The following is a 16,545-nucleotide window of genomic DNA, read 5'->3' as shown; positions in this document are numbered from 1 at the left end:
CGTACAATTGGTCCTATTTTTTTCCCAAACAATAGACGAGCAAAGAGAGAGAAAAGTTTCCTTATTTGGGAATTATTTTTTTGGGCCATTGATTTGGGACGTTTTAAAGTCCAGCATCGAAACCAACGCAAAAAAAACCGGGCAGCATCGTCTGCCCGGCCTGTTTCGGTATCGTTCCGCCCGAACCGGAACTTACATGTTCTCGTCGTCGATTTCGAAGTTGGCGAAAACGTCTTGCACATCGTCGTTATCGTCGAACGCGTCCATCATCTTCATCAGCTTGTCCGCGTTCTCGCCTTCCGCTTTGACCGTATTCTGCGGCAGCCAGCGTACTTGGGCACTTGCGAAATGCAGGCCGGCCTGCTCCAGCGCCGTTTTGACCGGTTCCAGCTCGTGCGGGTGCGTAAGAATTTCGTAGCTTTCCTCGCTTGTTACGAGATCGTCTGCTCCGGCTTCCAATGCCTGCATCATCAGCTCGTCCTCGTCAAGCTCATTCTCTTCTCTGTCGATCGTAAGGACGCCCTTCTCGTCAAACATGTAAGAGACGCAGCCGGATTCCCCCATATTGCCGCCGCGCTTATTGAATACCGCCCGAACGTCGGCCGCCGTCCGGTTCCGGTTGTCGGTCAAGCATTTGACCATGATCGCGACGCCGCCCGGCCCGTAGCCTTCGTACAGGATTTCTTCATACTCGACGCTGTTTCCGTCGCCGGTCGCCTTCTTGATCGCGCGATCGATATTGTCGTTCGGCATCTGAATGGCTCTGGCGCTTGCGATCGCCGTCTTGAGCGCAAAGTTCGCATCCGGGTTTGCCCCGCCTTTGCGAACGGCTACGTAAATTTCCCGGGACAGCTTGACGAACTGGTTATTTTTCGCCTGGTCGGCTTTCCCTTTACGGTCTTTGAATAGTTTAAACTTCGGCATTCGAGAACGCTCCCTTGTTAAGATTGCATGTTCTAGTTTACCACTTTACGGCGGAATCGGTCAAAGCCCGTCCGATCGATCCTATTCAATAAGTATTTTTATTCCATTATTGGTCAAAGCTACAGCTATAGATTGAATCCCTTCTGCTCGGGACTTGAATTGGAACGCCGGGAGAACAACCAAAAAAAGCAGCTCCCCCTGACGGGATAGCTGCTTTGCGGTATGTGCACTATTTATAAGTGTTGCGTAATCTTATAATTTAATGACGTTTGCCGCTTGAGGTCCACGGTTTCCTTGAGTAATGTCAAACTCAACTTGTTGACCTTCTTCAAGGGTTTTGAATCCGTCGCCTTGAATCGCCGAGAAGTGTACGAATACGTCGTCTCCACCATCAACCGAAATAAAGCCGTAACCTTTTTCTGCGTTAAACCACTTAACTGTACCTTTCAAGTAAACAACCTCCTAAAAATATCGCCTTAGTGGCGAATGGTTACATTATATCACTATTCAGAAATTGAAATCAAGTTACAAAATTATTTTCGCACACCCAGAAACTTCTTGGATTTAGGAATAAATGGGAGTTTTGACTCGTAAAAATGGATGGTAAAACCGTCCCTGCAAAGGTCGTCAAGCAGCTCCGGAAGCTGTGCGAACGGCCTCCATTTCAAATCGAGCAGCGGGTAAATCCGAACCTCTCCGCCCGGCTTGCAGACGCGAGCCAGCTCGCGAACGGCCTGCAAATGGAACTCGTAACCGAACTGCTCCGCATACAAGAACAAGAAGTGACTGCACAGCACCGTTGTAAAATGGTTATCCGGAAACGGCAAATGGGGAAGCTTCCCCGCCGCATAGCGTCCCTCCGCCAGTCCGGCATCATAATCGGCCAAAAACAGCTCAAGCGACGCCTCACGGTTAGCCCGGTGCTTGTCGATATCACCGTAATACGTCCAGTCGAATTTATCGGCCAGTCCCGCCAGCTTCGCTGTGGACACTTCGATCTCCGTTCGGCCGTGCTCCTCGATCCGCTCCCTGGACAAGCTGTACAGCGGATCCGCCGCAGCGGCCCGAATCCCCCGCTTGTTCGCCGAAGCGACAAACGATGAAGCGCCGGCGCCAACGTCCAGCACGTAACCCTTCTTCAAGGCTTCCTCGTCCAAATCAAACATCTCGATATACTCGCCGAAGGAACGGCATGTCATCGCTACACCGACTTGTTCATAAAAGCTATCCTGCTGCCGCCCGTTAACGTTCGGCATTTCTTCGCGTTCGTTCATTTCCTCATCTCTCCTCGTCTCGTCCAATCTCGGCTTTCTCGTCTCGGCTCGCCCTGCAAACGTCTGCAGGTTGTGGGATATTTTATCATGATGATGGCCGGCAGCACAAGTGAATCTTATGTTCCTTTACCCTATTAAGAACCGTTAACCTCGCACAAGGAGCCGGCAATATACCGCAAGCCGTCTTGCGCATCATAGTAATAGTACGTGATGAACACGTTACCGCTTTCGAGTTGAACGGCGCTTGTATAGCCGATATCCCTTCCTGGCGCATCTTCACGGACGATAATTTCCTCCGCTTCGTCGATGTTGCCGCATTCCGCATCCAACACGATGGCCCGAATACCATAAGGCATATGCCTATAGCCATAAGTAAGCAGCACATTGCCGTCTTCCAGCCGAAGCAGATGAAACGGGCTGGGGGAATCGATAGCGTGCTTCACCGGCAGGCTCCATGTTTTTCCGTTATCCGAAGACTCCGATGTAAATAATGGGGAACTCTTATGTTCGGCGCCATCCTCTTTGGATATTTTCATGCTGCGGATGAAAGCTACCAGCTTCCCGCTTGCGGTCCTGTATAGATTCGGTTCGTAAAAATGATGACCGTCGCAATCTGCAATGGCGGCCAGTATCGACCATGTTTCACCGCGATCCTTCGTTTCGGCGATGAGCACTTCGGAAGCTCCTCCCTCAGTAATGCGATAGAGCGGAGCCAGAATGGTGCCGTCTTCCAATTCCGTGCAATTGCCGCGGATGGCGGTATCCGCGATGTTTATGCAGACCGGAGAACTCCACGTTTGTCCCCCGTCCGTCGATTGCACCGTATAAACGCCTTCGATTCGGCCCAACCATTTGCCGTATACCGAACTCCATAGCCCGCTCCCGCTTCTATCTTGGACGTCGTCAGCGTCGTACACCTTCCACATAAAAAAAGTAGCGAACAACGTTCCGTCTTGCAGTACGTTTAGACATGGGTCCTGTACGCCGCAAAAATAATCGTCATAAAGAACGAGGGGTTCACGATTCCAGGTTTCCCCATCCTTGGTTACAAGATAAACCGCTTTGGACGCTGGGTCGAGATGGGTGATTTGCCCGTATGTCCGCTGACGGTCAGGGGCTTGACGAAACGTAATCGCCAGTCGGCCGTCCTGCATTTGGACAATGCTTGGAAAACAATTGTAATTCCCGTCCTTATGGATAATTTCATGTTTTATCGGTTGCAATAGCGGCATATCCTTTTCCTCCCTGGGGTAGTTATTCGAAATCCGGCTTTTTTAGCCTTTGACCGAACCGATCATGGCGCCCTTGACAAAATATTTTTGGATAAACGGGTAAATCAGCAAAATCGGTAACGTACAAACGATGATGACCGCAGATTTGATCGTTTGCGGAGGCGGCAAAGATTCGTAAAGCTGACCGGGCGAGCTTTCCTGATCCGTCATGACGCCGCTTAACAAGATGTTCCGCATCACCATCTGCAAAGGCATTTTTCTCACATCGTCCATATAGATGGCCGCGTCGAACCACGCGTTCCAATGCCCGACGGCGTAAAACAGGCCGATTGTCGCAAAGGAAGGGAGCGCAAGCGGAAAAATGATTTTTAGCAATATCGTGGGCGGATTCGCCCCATCGACGATTGCCGATTCTTCAATCTCCTGCGGGATGTTCATGAAGAACGTTCGCATGATAAACATATTCCACGCGCTGATCAAGCTCGGGATAACCATCACCCAGATGGAATTACGCAAACCGAGATTGTCGATCAGCAGAAAGGTCGGAATCAAACCGCCGCTGAAAATCATCGTCAAGAAGACGATCGTTACGATCAGATTTCGCCCAGGCAAGCTTCTTTTGGACAAACCGTAGGCAAGCATAGACGTAAACAGCAAATTCAACAGCGTTCCGACGGTAACGCGAAATATCGTAATCTTGTAGGCATTCAGCAGCAGTGATGATTTATTAAAAATCATTTTGTAGGCCGTCAAATCAAAGGTCTGCGGTAAAAGGATAAACGCCCCCCTCTTCGCCGCTTCCGCTTCGCTTACAAAAGAGGTCGCCAAGACCGACAGAAAAGGAATGAGGAACAGCAAACTAAGGCCGATCAGCAACATATAATTGCATGCATGAAATATTTTTTCGGATTTCGTTACGGCAATCGTATTCAATTTTTCCGCCTCCTACCAGATGCCTGTCTGATTGAGTTTACGGGCGATTAGATTGGCGCCGACAATCAAGACCATAGCGATTACGTTTTTGAAAATGCCGACTGCAGCGGCATACGAATACTGCATGGCGATAAGTCCTTCGCGGTACACGTAAGTATCGATAATGTCGGCAACCTCGTACACGGAAGGAGAGTAGAGCAGCAATATTTTCTCGAATCCGGCGTTCAGCAGCCCTCCGATATTGAAAATGAGCAGAATGACGATGACCGGAACGATGCCTGGCAGCGTAATATGCCATATTTGCCTCCACTTGCTCGCGCCGTCGATAATCGCCGCTTCATATTGCTGCGGATCGATACCCGCTATGGCGGCCAAATAAAGAATGCTTCCCCAGCCTATTCCATGCCAAATGCCCGAGATGACCAAAATGCTGCGAAAATAATCGGTACTGCCGAGAAAATGGACAGGTTCCCCTCCGAACCGCTTTACGATTTCGTTCATGAGACCGCCATTCGTTGAAAGCAGATGCATGATTAACCCGGTCAATACGATCATGGAAATAAAATGGGGCAAATAGGAAATCGTTTGAACCGTTTTTTTAAACCACTTGTTTTTTACCTCGTTAATCATCAAAGCCAGAATTATCGGAGCCGGAAATCCGAACAGTAGCTTATAAAAGCTGATCATGACGGTGTTCCCGAGCACATTCCAAAAGTAATAGGAGTTGAAGAAACGAATAAAGTGCTTGAACCCTACCCATTCCCCCGACAATATTCCGGCAACGCCTTCAAACGGCGAGATTTCCTTAAACGCGATGATGATCCCGAACATCGGAATATAATCGAATAGGAGGAAATAGAGCAGCCCTGGGAGAATAAGCCAATAATAAAACTTATGAAGCCTCATTCGCGTCCATATCGAACGTTTGCGTTTCAGCCCTTTTGCGGCGGTCAAAGCGTAATTCATCTGCATACCGTTCACCTCTTGAGAAAATGCTTTTTAATACTTTAAGTGCGTGTTTAAAAAGGCCACTTTTCAGAACCGAGAAGGTTGGATGAATCCGAGTAAGTTCCCCACAAAGTGAAGCTAATCTTCGTAGCGTATTCCGATTACTTTGCGGGGAGCCCCGAACGAGGACACGGAGCGTAGGCAAAACCTACGTGAGTACCTAAAAGCTTTCCAGAGGAAAGCTGCTTCGGAAGCATATGCTGTACCGGATGAATTCAAGATTCGATGTCGAATAACCCACTGTTCTGCTTCGTTATCAAAAGGGGGCTTTTTAAACTACCTCTATAAAAGAGAAAGCCGGATGAGAGCGCCTTCACTCCCACCCGGCGTTCGGATCATTTTTTCTGGCGGCTGTTATATTGCGCCGTCTTCTCGTCTATCAGTTTATCCATGCCGACTTTATACAACTGTTCGATAAATTTGCCGTAATCGGACATCGGTCTCGCTCCCATGATGAATTTCACGGTTTCTTCTTTGATCAATCGGTCGATGTCGCCCAAATTCGGCACATTTTCTTTCAGGCTGTTCGTATCGTAGATGATGTTGTAATCCAGCGGTCTTTTCGCATTGCCGAATTGATACATCTCCGCGTTAAAATAATCGTACATCATGGCGGTTTCAGGTGATGGACTGGTCGGCGAGTTTTTGATATCCGCAACTTGAACCGTTGCGAATTCGCCAGCGTATTTCCGCTCTTGCGAAAGCTCGAAAATCCGCTTCGATTTGTCTGTCCAATTCCAGTCTTCGCCTTCGACGCCTCTGACCGCGGTCAGCCAATTGCCGACATCTTGATAGACCCAGTCGATAAACTTGACGGCCGCCTCAGGATGCTCCGCTTTTTTCGTTATGAGGATGGCGGCGGAATTCAAGCTTGAAGACGTTTGCAATTTCCCTTTCGGCCCCGTTATTCCTTTGGCAAGCTGGAAGTCCATTTCCGGAAAAGACGGTTTGAGCTTCGGTTGATTTAACGCCACACGGGTGAAGTATTTGACCGATGCGCCTACCCGGTTCGTTTTCAGCAGCGCGAGCGAATCGTCTTTCGTTAACGCTTCTTTATCGATATATCCTTTTTGGTACCAGTCCGCCATTTTTGTTAAAAAATCTTTGTAACCGGGATGCAATTCAACCGGTTTTATTTTTTTGTCGGCCGGGTCAAGCCAGCTGCTGTACCCGTTCTCCCCCTCGATGAAGCCGCCAAGCATGCCGTAACGGAGACCCGTGAGATCGGTCATTAGCGGAATCGAATCCGCTTTGCCGTTGCCGTCCGGATCGAGATCTTTAAACGCTTTCAAAACCGCTTCCAATTCGTCCAGCGTTTTCGGCATTTGCAGGTTTAATTTTTTGAGCCAATCGGCCCGAACATATACCGGATAACCTACAAAAGCTCTTGAACTGGGAATTCCCCATATATTCCCCTCCTTATCCGTTACGCTTTTCCATTCTTCCTCCGAAAACACCTTTTTGATATTCGAGCCGTGTTTGTCAAGCAGATCGTTAAGCGACCGAAGCACGCCTTTCGATGCATAGCTATCCCACGCCCCGTTAAACATATCGATTTTCTCGTTCGAAGACAGCAAAATATTCAGCTTCTCGCCAGCCGCCCCTTTGGGCGGAACGATAGCTACAGGCTCGATACCGGCACGTTCACGAATGAGGTCCGTCATTTGCTGAAGCTTTTGCGGATCGCTGCCTTCCGGCTTCTCGTTAAGTAACGTTCCGTTGTTGGAGAAAAAGTGGACCTTCGGCACTTCTTTTTTGACGTTTTCCTTATTGCTTTCATCGCCGGAACCCGATTTTTGCGAAGCGCAGCCCGTCAACAACAACGACGAGACCATCGCAGACACAAAACAGGAACGAAGCAGCTTTTTCTTCATGCCTACCCCTCTTTTCGTTTCTTTGGTTGTCATGTTTGAATCATTTCGGTTGCCGTGCGCACGGTGCCGCCTGGTACCAAACTATCACGAGCCGCCTTTCCGGAATATATCAATATTTCTACAAACGTATTATTTTTTATAGTTGTCAAAAAAGTATTAGGCCAACTACGCCTTTATACGATGCCGTCCGGATCAAAAATCGAGCATTCGACAGCAGGCTCCTCCAATCCGTTAAAGGCATGATAAAACAAGCAGGCAATCTTCCCGTCTTCCGTTTGCACCGCAACCGGCTGCCCGCCATCCGTCGACCACATGGCATCGATCATCGTTCTGTACGTCCATGTGTTCCCGTTGTCCGTACTTTTCCAACACGATATTCCCGTTATTTGCTGGCCCGTATGATCAATACCGATCGAGTTTAACCCGCTGGCGCCTACACGATCGCCGGCCATAAGCAAAAGGCTGTTGTTCGATAAACGAATCAGGAAAGGCTGGGTGCCGTTGATGTGCCTGAAATCAAATTGTACTGGGGACGACCAGATCGTACCTCCGTCCACGGATCGTGTCCAAACCATGAAGCGGGATTTGTTGAAGCCGTCTTCGCGAATAACCGAAAGAACCGATCCGTCGGCACATTCGATAAGTGCGGCCTCTGAAAACTTTCTGCCGGCAACGCGAGCGATTAAAGATCTGAACGACCACGTCAGTCCGCCGTCAACGCTTTGCAAGAGCGCCGTCTCCGTATCGGTCCCGTTTACGCCGTATCCGGTTCTGAGCAATATCCCGCCATGCCGGATCGGTTGTCCCCAAAGCGCATACTTGACGCTTCCGTTCGAAACCGTACCGTGAGAAGCACAACTGTATCCGCTTACATTTTTCTTGACCGAGAAATTTTTGAAAACGATTATATCCCCGACTGCCAGCAAGCCGTCCAAAAGGGAAGGATCATAGGCAAGCGTAGCATTGTCGAAAAAACGTTTGGTTTGCCAAGTATGCCCGCCGTCATCGCTCCTTGCCATCATTTGGCCGTCGCTGTTTGCGTGTCCGGCCCCGGTAGAATAAATACCGACCAAGGAGCCTCCTATTTTCCTAAGATCGGGAAAGGCGTTATAGACGTTTTCCCGTCTGTCGATAAGTACCGTTTGAAGCCCGAGAATCTCTCTGTAGTCGGCATTCAGCAATGTGCGGGGAACGGTAAGCGTCACTCCGTCCTTGATCGCGACAATCGAATATTCCGATCCCGAATACGCTGATATCATAACGGCGCCTCCGCGGTAAAATGGCAGGAATACAGGCTGCCGACAGTTGTCGCCTGGTTGTTCGTAATGACACAGCCGGTCGTATTGATGTTCAATACGAGAGCGCCAATATCTCCGCTTCCGTTAAACAGGTTCCCGCTGGCTCCGGAATCCGGGCTATAGACGGTAACCGTAGGGTTGGCGCGCATCGGCACGGCAAAGCGCACGTTCATATTAATCGCTCCCTGAGCCTCTGTGCCTCTTGCGCGCTCCCGAAGCGCGCCTTCCGACGTTGCGAAGGCAACGCCTACGTCGTAATTGTAGCTTTTCGCAAACTCCCGCTGCGCCTTTCGCAAACACTCGGAGATCGGATCGGGTACGAATAGCGTCGCTGCGGGGCCGCGTTCAATCTTGACCTGCTCGATTTCAAACCAATCCTCCGCCGCGGTACCCGTCGGCGCATAGGTCAAGCGAAGCGCAATTTGCTTCACGTTGACCGGTACGTCAGCCGATAGTTCATATCGCGCTCTGGTCGCGGACGCAGTAACCAGGATGCCTGCCAGCGTACTGTCGCCCGAGGAGTAAAAGCCGTTCGCGGCTGTGACGGACTGCTCCGTCACGTTCGTACTGCCTTTGATTTGCGCCGTCAGGTTAGCGGAAGAAAAGCCGCTGCCCGTACGCAGGACGAAAGACGCCGTAACCTTATCGCCGATAACCGGTCTTGTATCGGATGCCGACAGGTTATAAACAAGCGTCATTTGCGCGGAGGACGCATCTCCATCATTCCGGCGGACCCGAAGCGCAAAATTGTTGCCGTACTCGCCTACCTGCTGGCTGATCGTCGCGCCGCCGGCAAACCCGGTTCGCGCAAAGCTCCATCCGTCTGCCGTATGTTTCCTGCTCGGGAACGAGGTGAAAACGGCTCCTCGCTGCCATATATCCATATTTCCGTTCCAGCAAAAGTTGTCGGCTACCGCGATCGCAATCCATTCGGCAGCGCTATACTCTTTCTTCTTTTCTTTCTTTTCCTTATACACGGCGTCTGTGACCGAGGTATCGTTGCCCGAAACCGCCTCCGTTGCCCGTCCGTTCAATAAACCATGGGATGCCAGAGCGACGCCTGCCGCGCCGATGGAAGCAAGCAGCTTCCTTCTGCTGATCAAACCGACCTTTTCCGAGTCATTCATGTTTTCCCCTCCGTTCAATTTTTCGAATCAACTTATCTATCAGGAGCGGGAGCCGTTAGCACGGTGCCGCCCAACCACAAAATAGCATGCGATAAGCGGCGTCCGAAATAATAAATTTTATACAAACGTAATGTTTTTTTGCGTCAGCCGAATAATTTGCGGTATTCACCCGGCGTGACGCCGGTATATTCCTTAAAAACCTTGATGAAGTAGTAAGCGTTCTGATACCCGACCTGTCGGCCGATCTCATTGACTTTCATCTCGCTTTGCACAAGCATTTCTTTGCTTTTTTCCATCCGCAAGGCGGTTACATGTTCGACGAATGATTTGCCTGAAATTTGCTTGAAAAGCCGGCTAACGTAAGCGGGGTTCAAATTCAACTGCTCCGATACCGATTGCAGCGATATGTCATTCGCATAATCCCGCTCCAATATGTGCTGTACCTTTGTGATATGATGATTGCCTTTCACCTTCATTTCTTCGCCGACGTAATCTGCAGCCTGCGCGATGAAATGGCGGAACCACGTCTCGATCTGTTCAAGCGACTTCTGCTCGACTAAAGTCCGGTACGGATTGCCGCCGTTCTTGAACACTTGCTGCGGATCGGCGCCAAGCGCGCTCAGAGTGCCGACGATATCGGTCAACAATCGGACGAATATCGGTAAAATCTCGTTGTAGTGCAGCTTGTTTTTGCCTAAAGCGATTTCGGAAGCGATTTCATCGAATATGCGGTTTGTTTCCGCGGAATTGCCGGTTTTTACGTACCCGCATAATAGCTCCGCCTTCCGATTCGGATACTTGAAGTGGATTTGGCCGTCAATCACGACATCATCAATATAAATGACTTGGCTGCCGCCAAGCAGCATCCGGTATTTCAGCGCTTCTTCCGCTTCTTCATAGCTTTTAGGAAGTTCGGCAATCGTAACGCATTGCCGTCCGATGCCGATGGACAAGCGGTTGTTTAACGTCCGTTCCAACTCTTCGAGCAGCGTTTGGGCCAAGCGAAATACACCGGCTAAATCCATATCCTCTGCTGTCAGGATAATAGCCACGCTGTCTGAGGCGGCATCCACGGTTGTGAAAGAACAGGACTTGAACGCAGCACTATTGTCAATTGCATCGATAATCCGAATGTTGTTCATGTCGGACGCGACCGCGTTTTCCGGCCCGCCGCCCGGACGGTCGGGGTCGAACGACACCACAAAGACCATCAATGGGGGCGCAGAGATGTTCAATTGCAAATATGCCATTTTTTCTGCTATTTCCACAGTGGTGCCGGCTTGCCCTTTAAGCAGCGAAAGCTTGAACCGCTCTCGGTAATACGGCAGGCTTTCCTCCAGTTTTTCCTTGAAATAATCTCTCTCGTTTATCGTTATAGCGATCGGACGGTAAAGCCTTTTCGAGGAAAGAACAGACAGAAGAACGGTTAAAAGAAGTAGAAGAGCGGCCGAAAACAGGATCGTCCGTTTCAAATATGTGAGGCTGTTCAACAACTCGTCCAAATTGACGACATTGAAAAACGTCCAATGAAGAATCTCTGAAGTGTAATTAGAGACAAGTACCTTTTTGCCATCGAATTTGCTTTGGAAAGAACTGCCGGAACTTTCTGTCTTATCCGCTTCCGCAAATAAGCTGCGGATATTCCGGTGCAGATGAGCGGCGTTTTTGTTCAAAAGAATCCTGCCATCGCCGTTCGTAACATACAGATCGTCCTGAGGGTTAATCTTATTGATAATGTGATGATAAATTTTTTCCGCGTCCAGGTTGATCAGGATCGCATTGTCCTTCGCATTCGTTTTGAAAACGATCGTAAGCGCGTTGAACTTATCGCCGCTATATCGGCTGGCGCTGCGTGTATCCATAAAGATCGGGGATAAAATAGAACTGTTTAACGGGTCATACCAGTCCTTGTCATAAAATTCGTCAAAAGGTACCGTCGTGCTGGAATTGTCGTTGTTGACGGCCAATACAAGATTATTCTCTCTCTCGTAGAAATAAACGGAGTCGACGAATGCGTTGGATAGTTTAAAAATACGCATGTTATCGACAACGCTTTGCTTGTTTAACAAATAAGAATAATGTACAGGCAAGTCATGCTGCTCGAAGGCACCCGACATCGTTTCGTAGTAATACCTGTTCGGAAAGCTTTCAAAGTCGCGAAAGGATCGGCTCAGAACGAGCTGCTGCGAGCTGTCCAATATTTGCCGGACGACGATTTCCGCCGCGTTGATCGTTTGCTTCAAATATTTCATGTTGTTGTTTCCTGATTCTTCCTGCAACGTGGCGGAAACGTTGAAGTAAGCGATACTGCTCATCAGGAAGTGGGGAAATATGGCGATCACCATCATCGTTACGATCAGCTTTCGGTATAAGGAGCGGTCGTTCCACTTTTTCTGCATGTGAACCGATACAGCAGCGATCAAAGTTGTACCTCCCATGAATAGCCTTTTGGTGAAGTCTACCATATCGATTTGCAAAAGCAAGAACGAGTTTTACACGCAAAATTTAACCGTCTTCAGCGGAATAATCACCAACCTCAAAAAAATATGCTTGCCCTGCCGAGTCACGATTTCGTACCAATCAAATAATCGTGTATAATGGGATACATCTTGGAACCCAAGCAACTTGAAGCACAACTACCATCACAAAGCGAGGCATGCGATATGATCAAGAAGCATCAAATTTATAAAAAAGACAAATGGAACATGTTGAACGTCGAGGTGAACGGCAAAAGCATTATTGTCCGGGAAATATCGGATCAGTGGGGCGAGGAGTGCCATACGTTTCTTTCCCGTCCGGAACTGATGCACTGGGCCGAGCATCGCTTTCCAAAGGACAAATACGAGGGCACCGAAGAAGAATGGGAAGAAATAATGAAAGCGTTTCGCGAAATTTGATTGTAAACCCGTTCATCCGACTAAAATTTCGATGATACTTTGCGGGCATCTCCGAATACCTTAAAAAGAGGAGTTTGCCCGGCAGACGCCGAACAAAAAATAGAGGTCTGGCAGCCGCACGCGCAGGGGGGAAATGCCATGATTGACGGCGGATCGATTTTGACGTTTATCATCGTCTCGTTCTCGCTTGCCTTGATTTTGATTATGAAAAGGGATTCGCTGGCACCGCAGTTCAAACGTTATCTGGCGATTCTCGCGCTCGTTATGATCTGCATGTCGTTCGTGCTTATCGTCTACTCTTTTCTGAACATGGGGAAAATGACGTAAGCGGAAACGCCCGTCTTGGATAGCTTATCCAGCACCGTACATACTAAGGGGAAAACGGCTCGCAAATACATATGTTTGCGGCGAATAGGAGCGATCGCTTTGCGTCTGATTCCCCTCTTGCTGACCGCCGGCTTGCTTGCCAGCACCGCCGTTCACCCGGTCTCCTCCCCGTCTGCCGAGGGAGCGGCCAAACCATCAAACCAACCGAGGAGGGTTCCCATGAGTCAACTGCCTAAACGCGCGGAGGTGCCAGCCGAGCACCGCTGGAACACGGAAGATATGATTCCGAGCCAGAAGGCTTGGGATCAGGAATACGAAACCGTTAAGCAAAAGCTGAAAAACATCGCCGCTTTCCAAGGGAAATTGCATGATGCGGCGGAAATGAAGGCATGCTTCGTGCTGGAAGACGAAATCTCTCTGTCAACCGAGCGGTTATACGTTTATGCCAACATGAAGCACCATGAGGATATGGCGGAGCCGACCTACCAGGCCCTCTCCGATAAAGTGAAGAAGCTCGGCGTCGAAGTAAACGAAGCGATGTCGTATATTACCCCGGAAATACTGGGACTGCCGGACGAGAAGCTGAATGCGCTCGTAAACGATTCGTCGCTCGCTTTCTACAAGCAGACGCTCGAAGAGATTAAACGCCAGAAGCCGCACGTGCTGTCTCAAGCGGAAGAAGCGCTGCTGGCGCAGGTCGGCAACCTGTCGCAAGCGCCGAGCACGATTTACGATATGCTGAACAATGCCGACATGAAATTTCCGAAGGTGAAGAACGACAAGGGCGAGGAAATCGAGCTGACGCACAGTCGATATATCCAGTTCCTGGAAAGCTCTGACCGCGATGTGCGCAAAAATGCCTTTGAAACGATGTATGCAACCTATAGCAAGAACAAAAACACGATCGGCGCCACGCTGGCCGCTCAAATTAACAAGAACGCTTTCTACGCTCGCGTCCGCAAATACCCTTCCGTTCTCGAAATGTCGTTATTCGGCGACAACATTAAGAAGGAAGTGTACACGAACCTGATCGGTTCGGTCCACGAGGCGCTGCCGCTGATGCACCGTTACATGAAGCTGCGCAAAAAGCTGCTCAAGGTCGACGAGCTTCATATGTACGATCTGTTCGCGCCACTGGTCGATCAGTTCAAGATGGACATTACATACGATGAAGCCAAAACCACCGTAAAGGACAGCTTGAAGCCGCTCGGCGAAACGTATTTGAACGCGCTGCAGGAAGGCTTCGACGACCGGTGGATCGACGTGTACGAGAATGAAGGCAAACGGAGCGGCGCTTACAGCTGGGGCTCCTACGGGACGCACCCTTACGTGCTGCTCAACCATAAAGACAATCTGAACAGCATGTTTACGCTGACGCATGAAATGGGCCATGCGCTGCACTCGTTTTTCTCGGATGCGAACAACGAATACCGGTATGCGCAGTACCCGATTTTCCTCGCGGAAGTCGCGTCGACGCTCAACGAAGCTCTCCTGATGGACTATTTGCTGAAGAAATCGACCGATCCGAAGGAAAAAATGTACCTGCTCACCTACTACGCCGACCAGTTCCGGACGACCGTTTTCCGTCAGACGATGTTTGCGGAATTCGAAATGATCACCCACGACAAAGCGGAAAAGGGCGAGTCTCTGACCCCTCAGGACTTGAGCAAAATCTATTACGACTTAAACAAGAAATACCATGGAGACGGCATGGTCGTCGACAAGGATATCGAGATGGAATGGGCCCGCATTCCCCATTTCTACAACAGCTTCTACGTGTACAAATATGCGACCGGCTTCTCGGCGGCCACAAGCTTCTCGAAGCAAATTTTGGACGAAGGCCAGCCGGCCGTCGACCGTTACCTCGGCTTCCTGAAGAGCGGCGGCAGCGACTATCCGCTGGATACTCTGAAGCGCGCCGGCGTAGACATGTCCTCTCCGGAGCCGGTTAATCAAGCGATGAGCGTGTTTAAGAACTTGATCGAGCAGATGGAAGCTTTGACGAAATAACCCTTCGCCTTAGGGGAAGGATTTCCGTCTTCCCGAATGTATAAGGGGCTGTCTCCAAAGCCATGTAAATGGCAGAGGGATAGCCTCTTTTTTTATGAATCCTCTTCGCTCAATGCCTTCGCTAACCCCCTTCACTACCGCCACTTCACCTCACCATTACACCTCGCCACTACACCACTTACACCGCATCACTAACACCATTTAGCACCTCATCGCTACCAACTCATCATCAGCACCACTTCTTACACCCTTCACTAAATGTCTCAGCAGAATGAATGCGCTTCCCCCTCCTGACTAACTGGCCTTCGCAATCTGAGCGTGTGTACGGGCAGGATAGTGAACGAAAGTTCACTATTACTGAACCTATCTTCACTATCCGAGCTCAAAAATGCGCCTCCACGCGAAATAGTGAAGGTAACTTCACTATTAGTGAACCTTACGGCCAAATAGTCCCGTATGCTTCACTATCCGCTCCAAAGAGGGGCCTTGGAGTAAAAATAGTGAACTTGGGTTCATAAATAGTGAACGCAGCTTCACTAAGAACTATGATCGTTCCGCGCGAGGAAGATCTACGCTCTTCCCGATAAGAAAAAAAGGATTGAGCAGTCTAAACGCTGCTCAACCCTTTTGCGACAAAACACACTTCCCCTTCTAACTAGCTGACCTGACCTATAGGCCAGTCTTTTACATTAAGAAAAAGATCCCAACCAACGAATAGATGATGATTGTCGAAAATAAAAAGGTCATATGGAAGAGCGAAAAAATAAACAGCGACTTCGCCCATTTCTCCGGATCCATTTTTTTGTACCCGACCACGCTTAAAACAAGCCATGCGACGCTTAAAAGAAGCGCGACGAGCATAATGCCTACGCTTAAGGACTGAAAAAGAAAGCTAGCCGCAATTAAGATGACCAGATAAACATTCGTTTGAATATAGGTTCTTTTAACGCCTTTGACTACCGGCAGCATCGGGACGTTTGCCGCTTTATATTCATCGTGCTTGCGTATCGCTATCGCATAGAAATGAGGCATTTGCCAAATGACGGTAATGATAAAAAGCCCGAGTATGGCAGGATGCGTAATGTCCGGATGAATGGCGGCCCATCCTATGAGCGGCGGCATCGCTCCCGAAATGCTTCCCACTTCCGTGTTATAAATCGTCCGGCGTTTGCTCCACATCGTATAAGGGACCACATAGAAAAACAAACCCAAAAATCCCAATAAGGCGGCTAGAGGACTTGCTAACGCGAGGGCTGCAAGCCCGATAACGGACATGACGATTCCTAGCCATAGAACGGATTTCGGCTTTATGGCGCCCGTTACGGTCGGCCGATTTTTGGTTCTCACCATAATCGAGTCGATATCCCGGTCGTACAAATTATTAAAGGCACCTGCGGCGCCTATCACTAAAATCGAACCGATCGTAGCGGCAATCGTCTCGAGCAGTTTATCGGACAATTCGATCCGATAGGTGTATAAAGCCAGTGTCAATCCCGCAAACATCGGAATTAGATTCGATTTAATAATGCCCGTCTTGACGGTTTGTGCCAAAATGGTCGACAACGTCTGTTGCGATGTCGGTAAAGCGGCTTCTTGTCCATCGTTCTTCATATCGTTGTTCATATCGTTATGCATGATCCT

14 protein-coding genes are annotated in these 16,545 nt (G+C 49.4%); 3 read left to right on the top strand and 11 right to left on the bottom strand.

Annotation, left to right across the window (positions count from 1 at the left end; all coding sequences use genetic code 11):
• Positions 1–192 precede the first annotated feature (192 nt).
• From ACKGJP_RS11055 to ACKGJP_RS11010, 10 genes are all read right to left on the bottom strand, one after another.
• Entirely contained in the window at positions 193–924 is a 732-nt protein-coding gene (locus ACKGJP_RS11055; protein ID WP_409345705.1) for a YebC/PmpR family DNA-binding transcriptional regulator, read from the bottom strand.
• A gap of 252 nt (positions 925–1,176) precedes the next feature.
• Positions 1,177–1,374, bottom strand: coding sequence for a cold shock domain-containing protein (locus ACKGJP_RS11050; RefSeq protein WP_409345704.1), 198 nt, complete (start codon positions 1,372–1,374; stop codon positions 1,177–1,179).
• Between the two features lie 83 nt (positions 1,375–1,457).
• A complete protein-coding gene (locus ACKGJP_RS11045) occupies positions 1,458–2,198 on the bottom strand; it encodes a methyltransferase domain-containing protein (RefSeq protein ID WP_409345703.1) in 741 nt (246 codons plus the stop codon).
• A 134-nt stretch (positions 2,199–2,332) separates the two neighbouring features.
• Positions 2,333–3,430, bottom strand: coding sequence for a sialidase family protein (locus tag ACKGJP_RS11040; RefSeq protein WP_409345702.1), 1,098 nt, complete (start codon positions 3,428–3,430; stop codon positions 2,333–2,335).
• Between the two features lie 42 nt (positions 3,431–3,472).
• A complete protein-coding gene (locus ACKGJP_RS11035) occupies positions 3,473–4,363 on the bottom strand; it encodes a carbohydrate ABC transporter permease (protein WP_409345701.1) in 891 nt (296 codons plus the stop codon).
• Between the two features lie 12 nt (positions 4,364–4,375).
• Entirely contained in the window at positions 4,376–5,335 is a 960-nt protein-coding gene (locus ACKGJP_RS11030; RefSeq protein WP_409345700.1) for an ABC transporter permease, read from the bottom strand.
• Positions 5,336–5,706: 371 nt separating this feature from the next.
• Entirely contained in the window at positions 5,707–7,245 is a 1,539-nt protein-coding gene (locus ACKGJP_RS11025; protein WP_409345699.1) for an extracellular solute-binding protein, read from the bottom strand.
• A 173-nt stretch (positions 7,246–7,418) separates the two neighbouring features.
• Positions 7,419–8,504, bottom strand: coding sequence for a sialidase family protein (locus ACKGJP_RS11020; RefSeq protein WP_409345698.1), 1,086 nt, complete (start codon positions 8,502–8,504; stop codon positions 7,419–7,421).
• Positions 8,501–9,670, bottom strand: coding sequence for a hypothetical protein (locus ACKGJP_RS11015; protein WP_409345697.1), 1,170 nt, complete (start codon positions 9,668–9,670; stop codon positions 8,501–8,503). Before ACKGJP_RS11015 ends, ACKGJP_RS11020 begins: the two co-directional genes overlap by 4 nt.
• A gap of 143 nt (positions 9,671–9,813) precedes the next feature.
• The gene (locus ACKGJP_RS11010) at positions 9,814–12,093 is read right to left on the bottom strand and encodes a helix-turn-helix domain-containing protein (RefSeq protein ID WP_409345696.1); all 2,280 of its coding nucleotides are present in this window, start codon (positions 12,091–12,093) and stop codon (positions 9,814–9,816) included.
• Between the two features lie 240 nt (positions 12,094–12,333).
• On the opposite strand from ACKGJP_RS11010, the gene ACKGJP_RS11005 reads away from it, so the two are divergent.
• The 3 genes from ACKGJP_RS11005 (at position 12,334) to pepF (ending at position 14,904) form a co-directional block, all read left to right on the top strand.
• Entirely contained in the window at positions 12,334–12,567 is a 234-nt protein-coding gene (locus tag ACKGJP_RS11005) for a hypothetical protein (protein WP_409345695.1), read from the top strand.
• 138 nt (positions 12,568–12,705) lie between these two features.
• A complete protein-coding gene (locus ACKGJP_RS11000; RefSeq protein ID WP_409345694.1) occupies positions 12,706–12,894 on the top strand; it encodes a hypothetical protein in 189 nt (62 codons plus the stop codon).
• A 219-nt stretch (positions 12,895–13,113) separates the two neighbouring features.
• A complete protein-coding gene (gene pepF / locus ACKGJP_RS10995; RefSeq protein WP_409345693.1) occupies positions 13,114–14,904 on the top strand; it encodes an oligoendopeptidase F in 1,791 nt (596 codons plus the stop codon).
• A gap of 684 nt (positions 14,905–15,588) precedes the next feature.
• Here pepF and cyoE read toward each other — a convergent pair.
• Positions 15,589–16,515, bottom strand: a complete 927-nt coding sequence (cyoE, locus tag ACKGJP_RS10990) for a heme o synthase (RefSeq protein WP_409347132.1) — start codon at positions 16,513–16,515, stop codon at positions 15,589–15,591.
• Positions 16,516–16,545: the final 30 nt, after the last annotated feature.

The organism is Paenibacillus litoralis, from assembly GCF_046244365.1.
GTDB lineage: Bacteria > Bacillota > Bacilli > Paenibacillales > NBRC-103111 > Paenibacillus_V.
The sequence above is the reverse complement of the archived record's forward strand: the minus strand, read 5'-3'. Positions and strand labels throughout refer to the sequence as shown.

Bases quoted from the DNA above. Each gene is read 5' to 3' on its own strand.
- ACKGJP_RS11055 (WP_409345705.1), bottom strand. From the start codon at position 924: ATGCCGAAGTTTAAACTATTCAAAGACCGTAAAGGGAAAGCCGACCAG.
- ACKGJP_RS11045 (WP_409345703.1), bottom strand. From the start codon at position 2,198: ATGAACGAACGCGAAGAAATGCCGAACGTTAACGGGCGGCAGCAGGAT.
- ACKGJP_RS11040 (WP_409345702.1), bottom strand. From the start codon at position 3,430: ATGCCGCTATTGCAACCGATAAAACATGAAATTATCCATAAGGACGGG.
- ACKGJP_RS11030 (WP_409345700.1), bottom strand. From the start codon at position 5,335: ATGCAGATGAATTACGCTTTGACCGCCGCAAAAGGGCTGAAACGCAAA.
- ACKGJP_RS11025 (WP_409345699.1), bottom strand. From the start codon at position 7,245: ATGAAGAAAAAGCTGCTTCGTTCCTGTTTTGTGTCTGCGATGGTCTCG.
- ACKGJP_RS11020 (WP_409345698.1), bottom strand. From the start codon at position 8,504: ATGATATCAGCGTATTCGGGATCGGAATATTCGATTGTCGCGATCAAG.
- ACKGJP_RS11015 (WP_409345697.1), bottom strand. From the start codon at position 9,670: ATGAATGACTCGGAAAAGGTCGGTTTGATCAGCAGAAGGAAGCTGCTT.
- ACKGJP_RS11005 (WP_409345695.1), top strand. From the start codon at position 12,334: ATGATCAAGAAGCATCAAATTTATAAAAAAGACAAATGGAACATGTTG.
- ACKGJP_RS11000 (WP_409345694.1), top strand. From the start codon at position 12,706: ATGATTGACGGCGGATCGATTTTGACGTTTATCATCGTCTCGTTCTCG.
- pepF (WP_409345693.1), top strand. From the start codon at position 13,114: ATGAGTCAACTGCCTAAACGCGCGGAGGTGCCAGCCGAGCACCGCTGG.
- cyoE (WP_409347132.1), bottom strand. From the start codon at position 16,515: ATGAAGAACGATGGACAAGAAGCCGCTTTACCGACATCGCAACAGACG.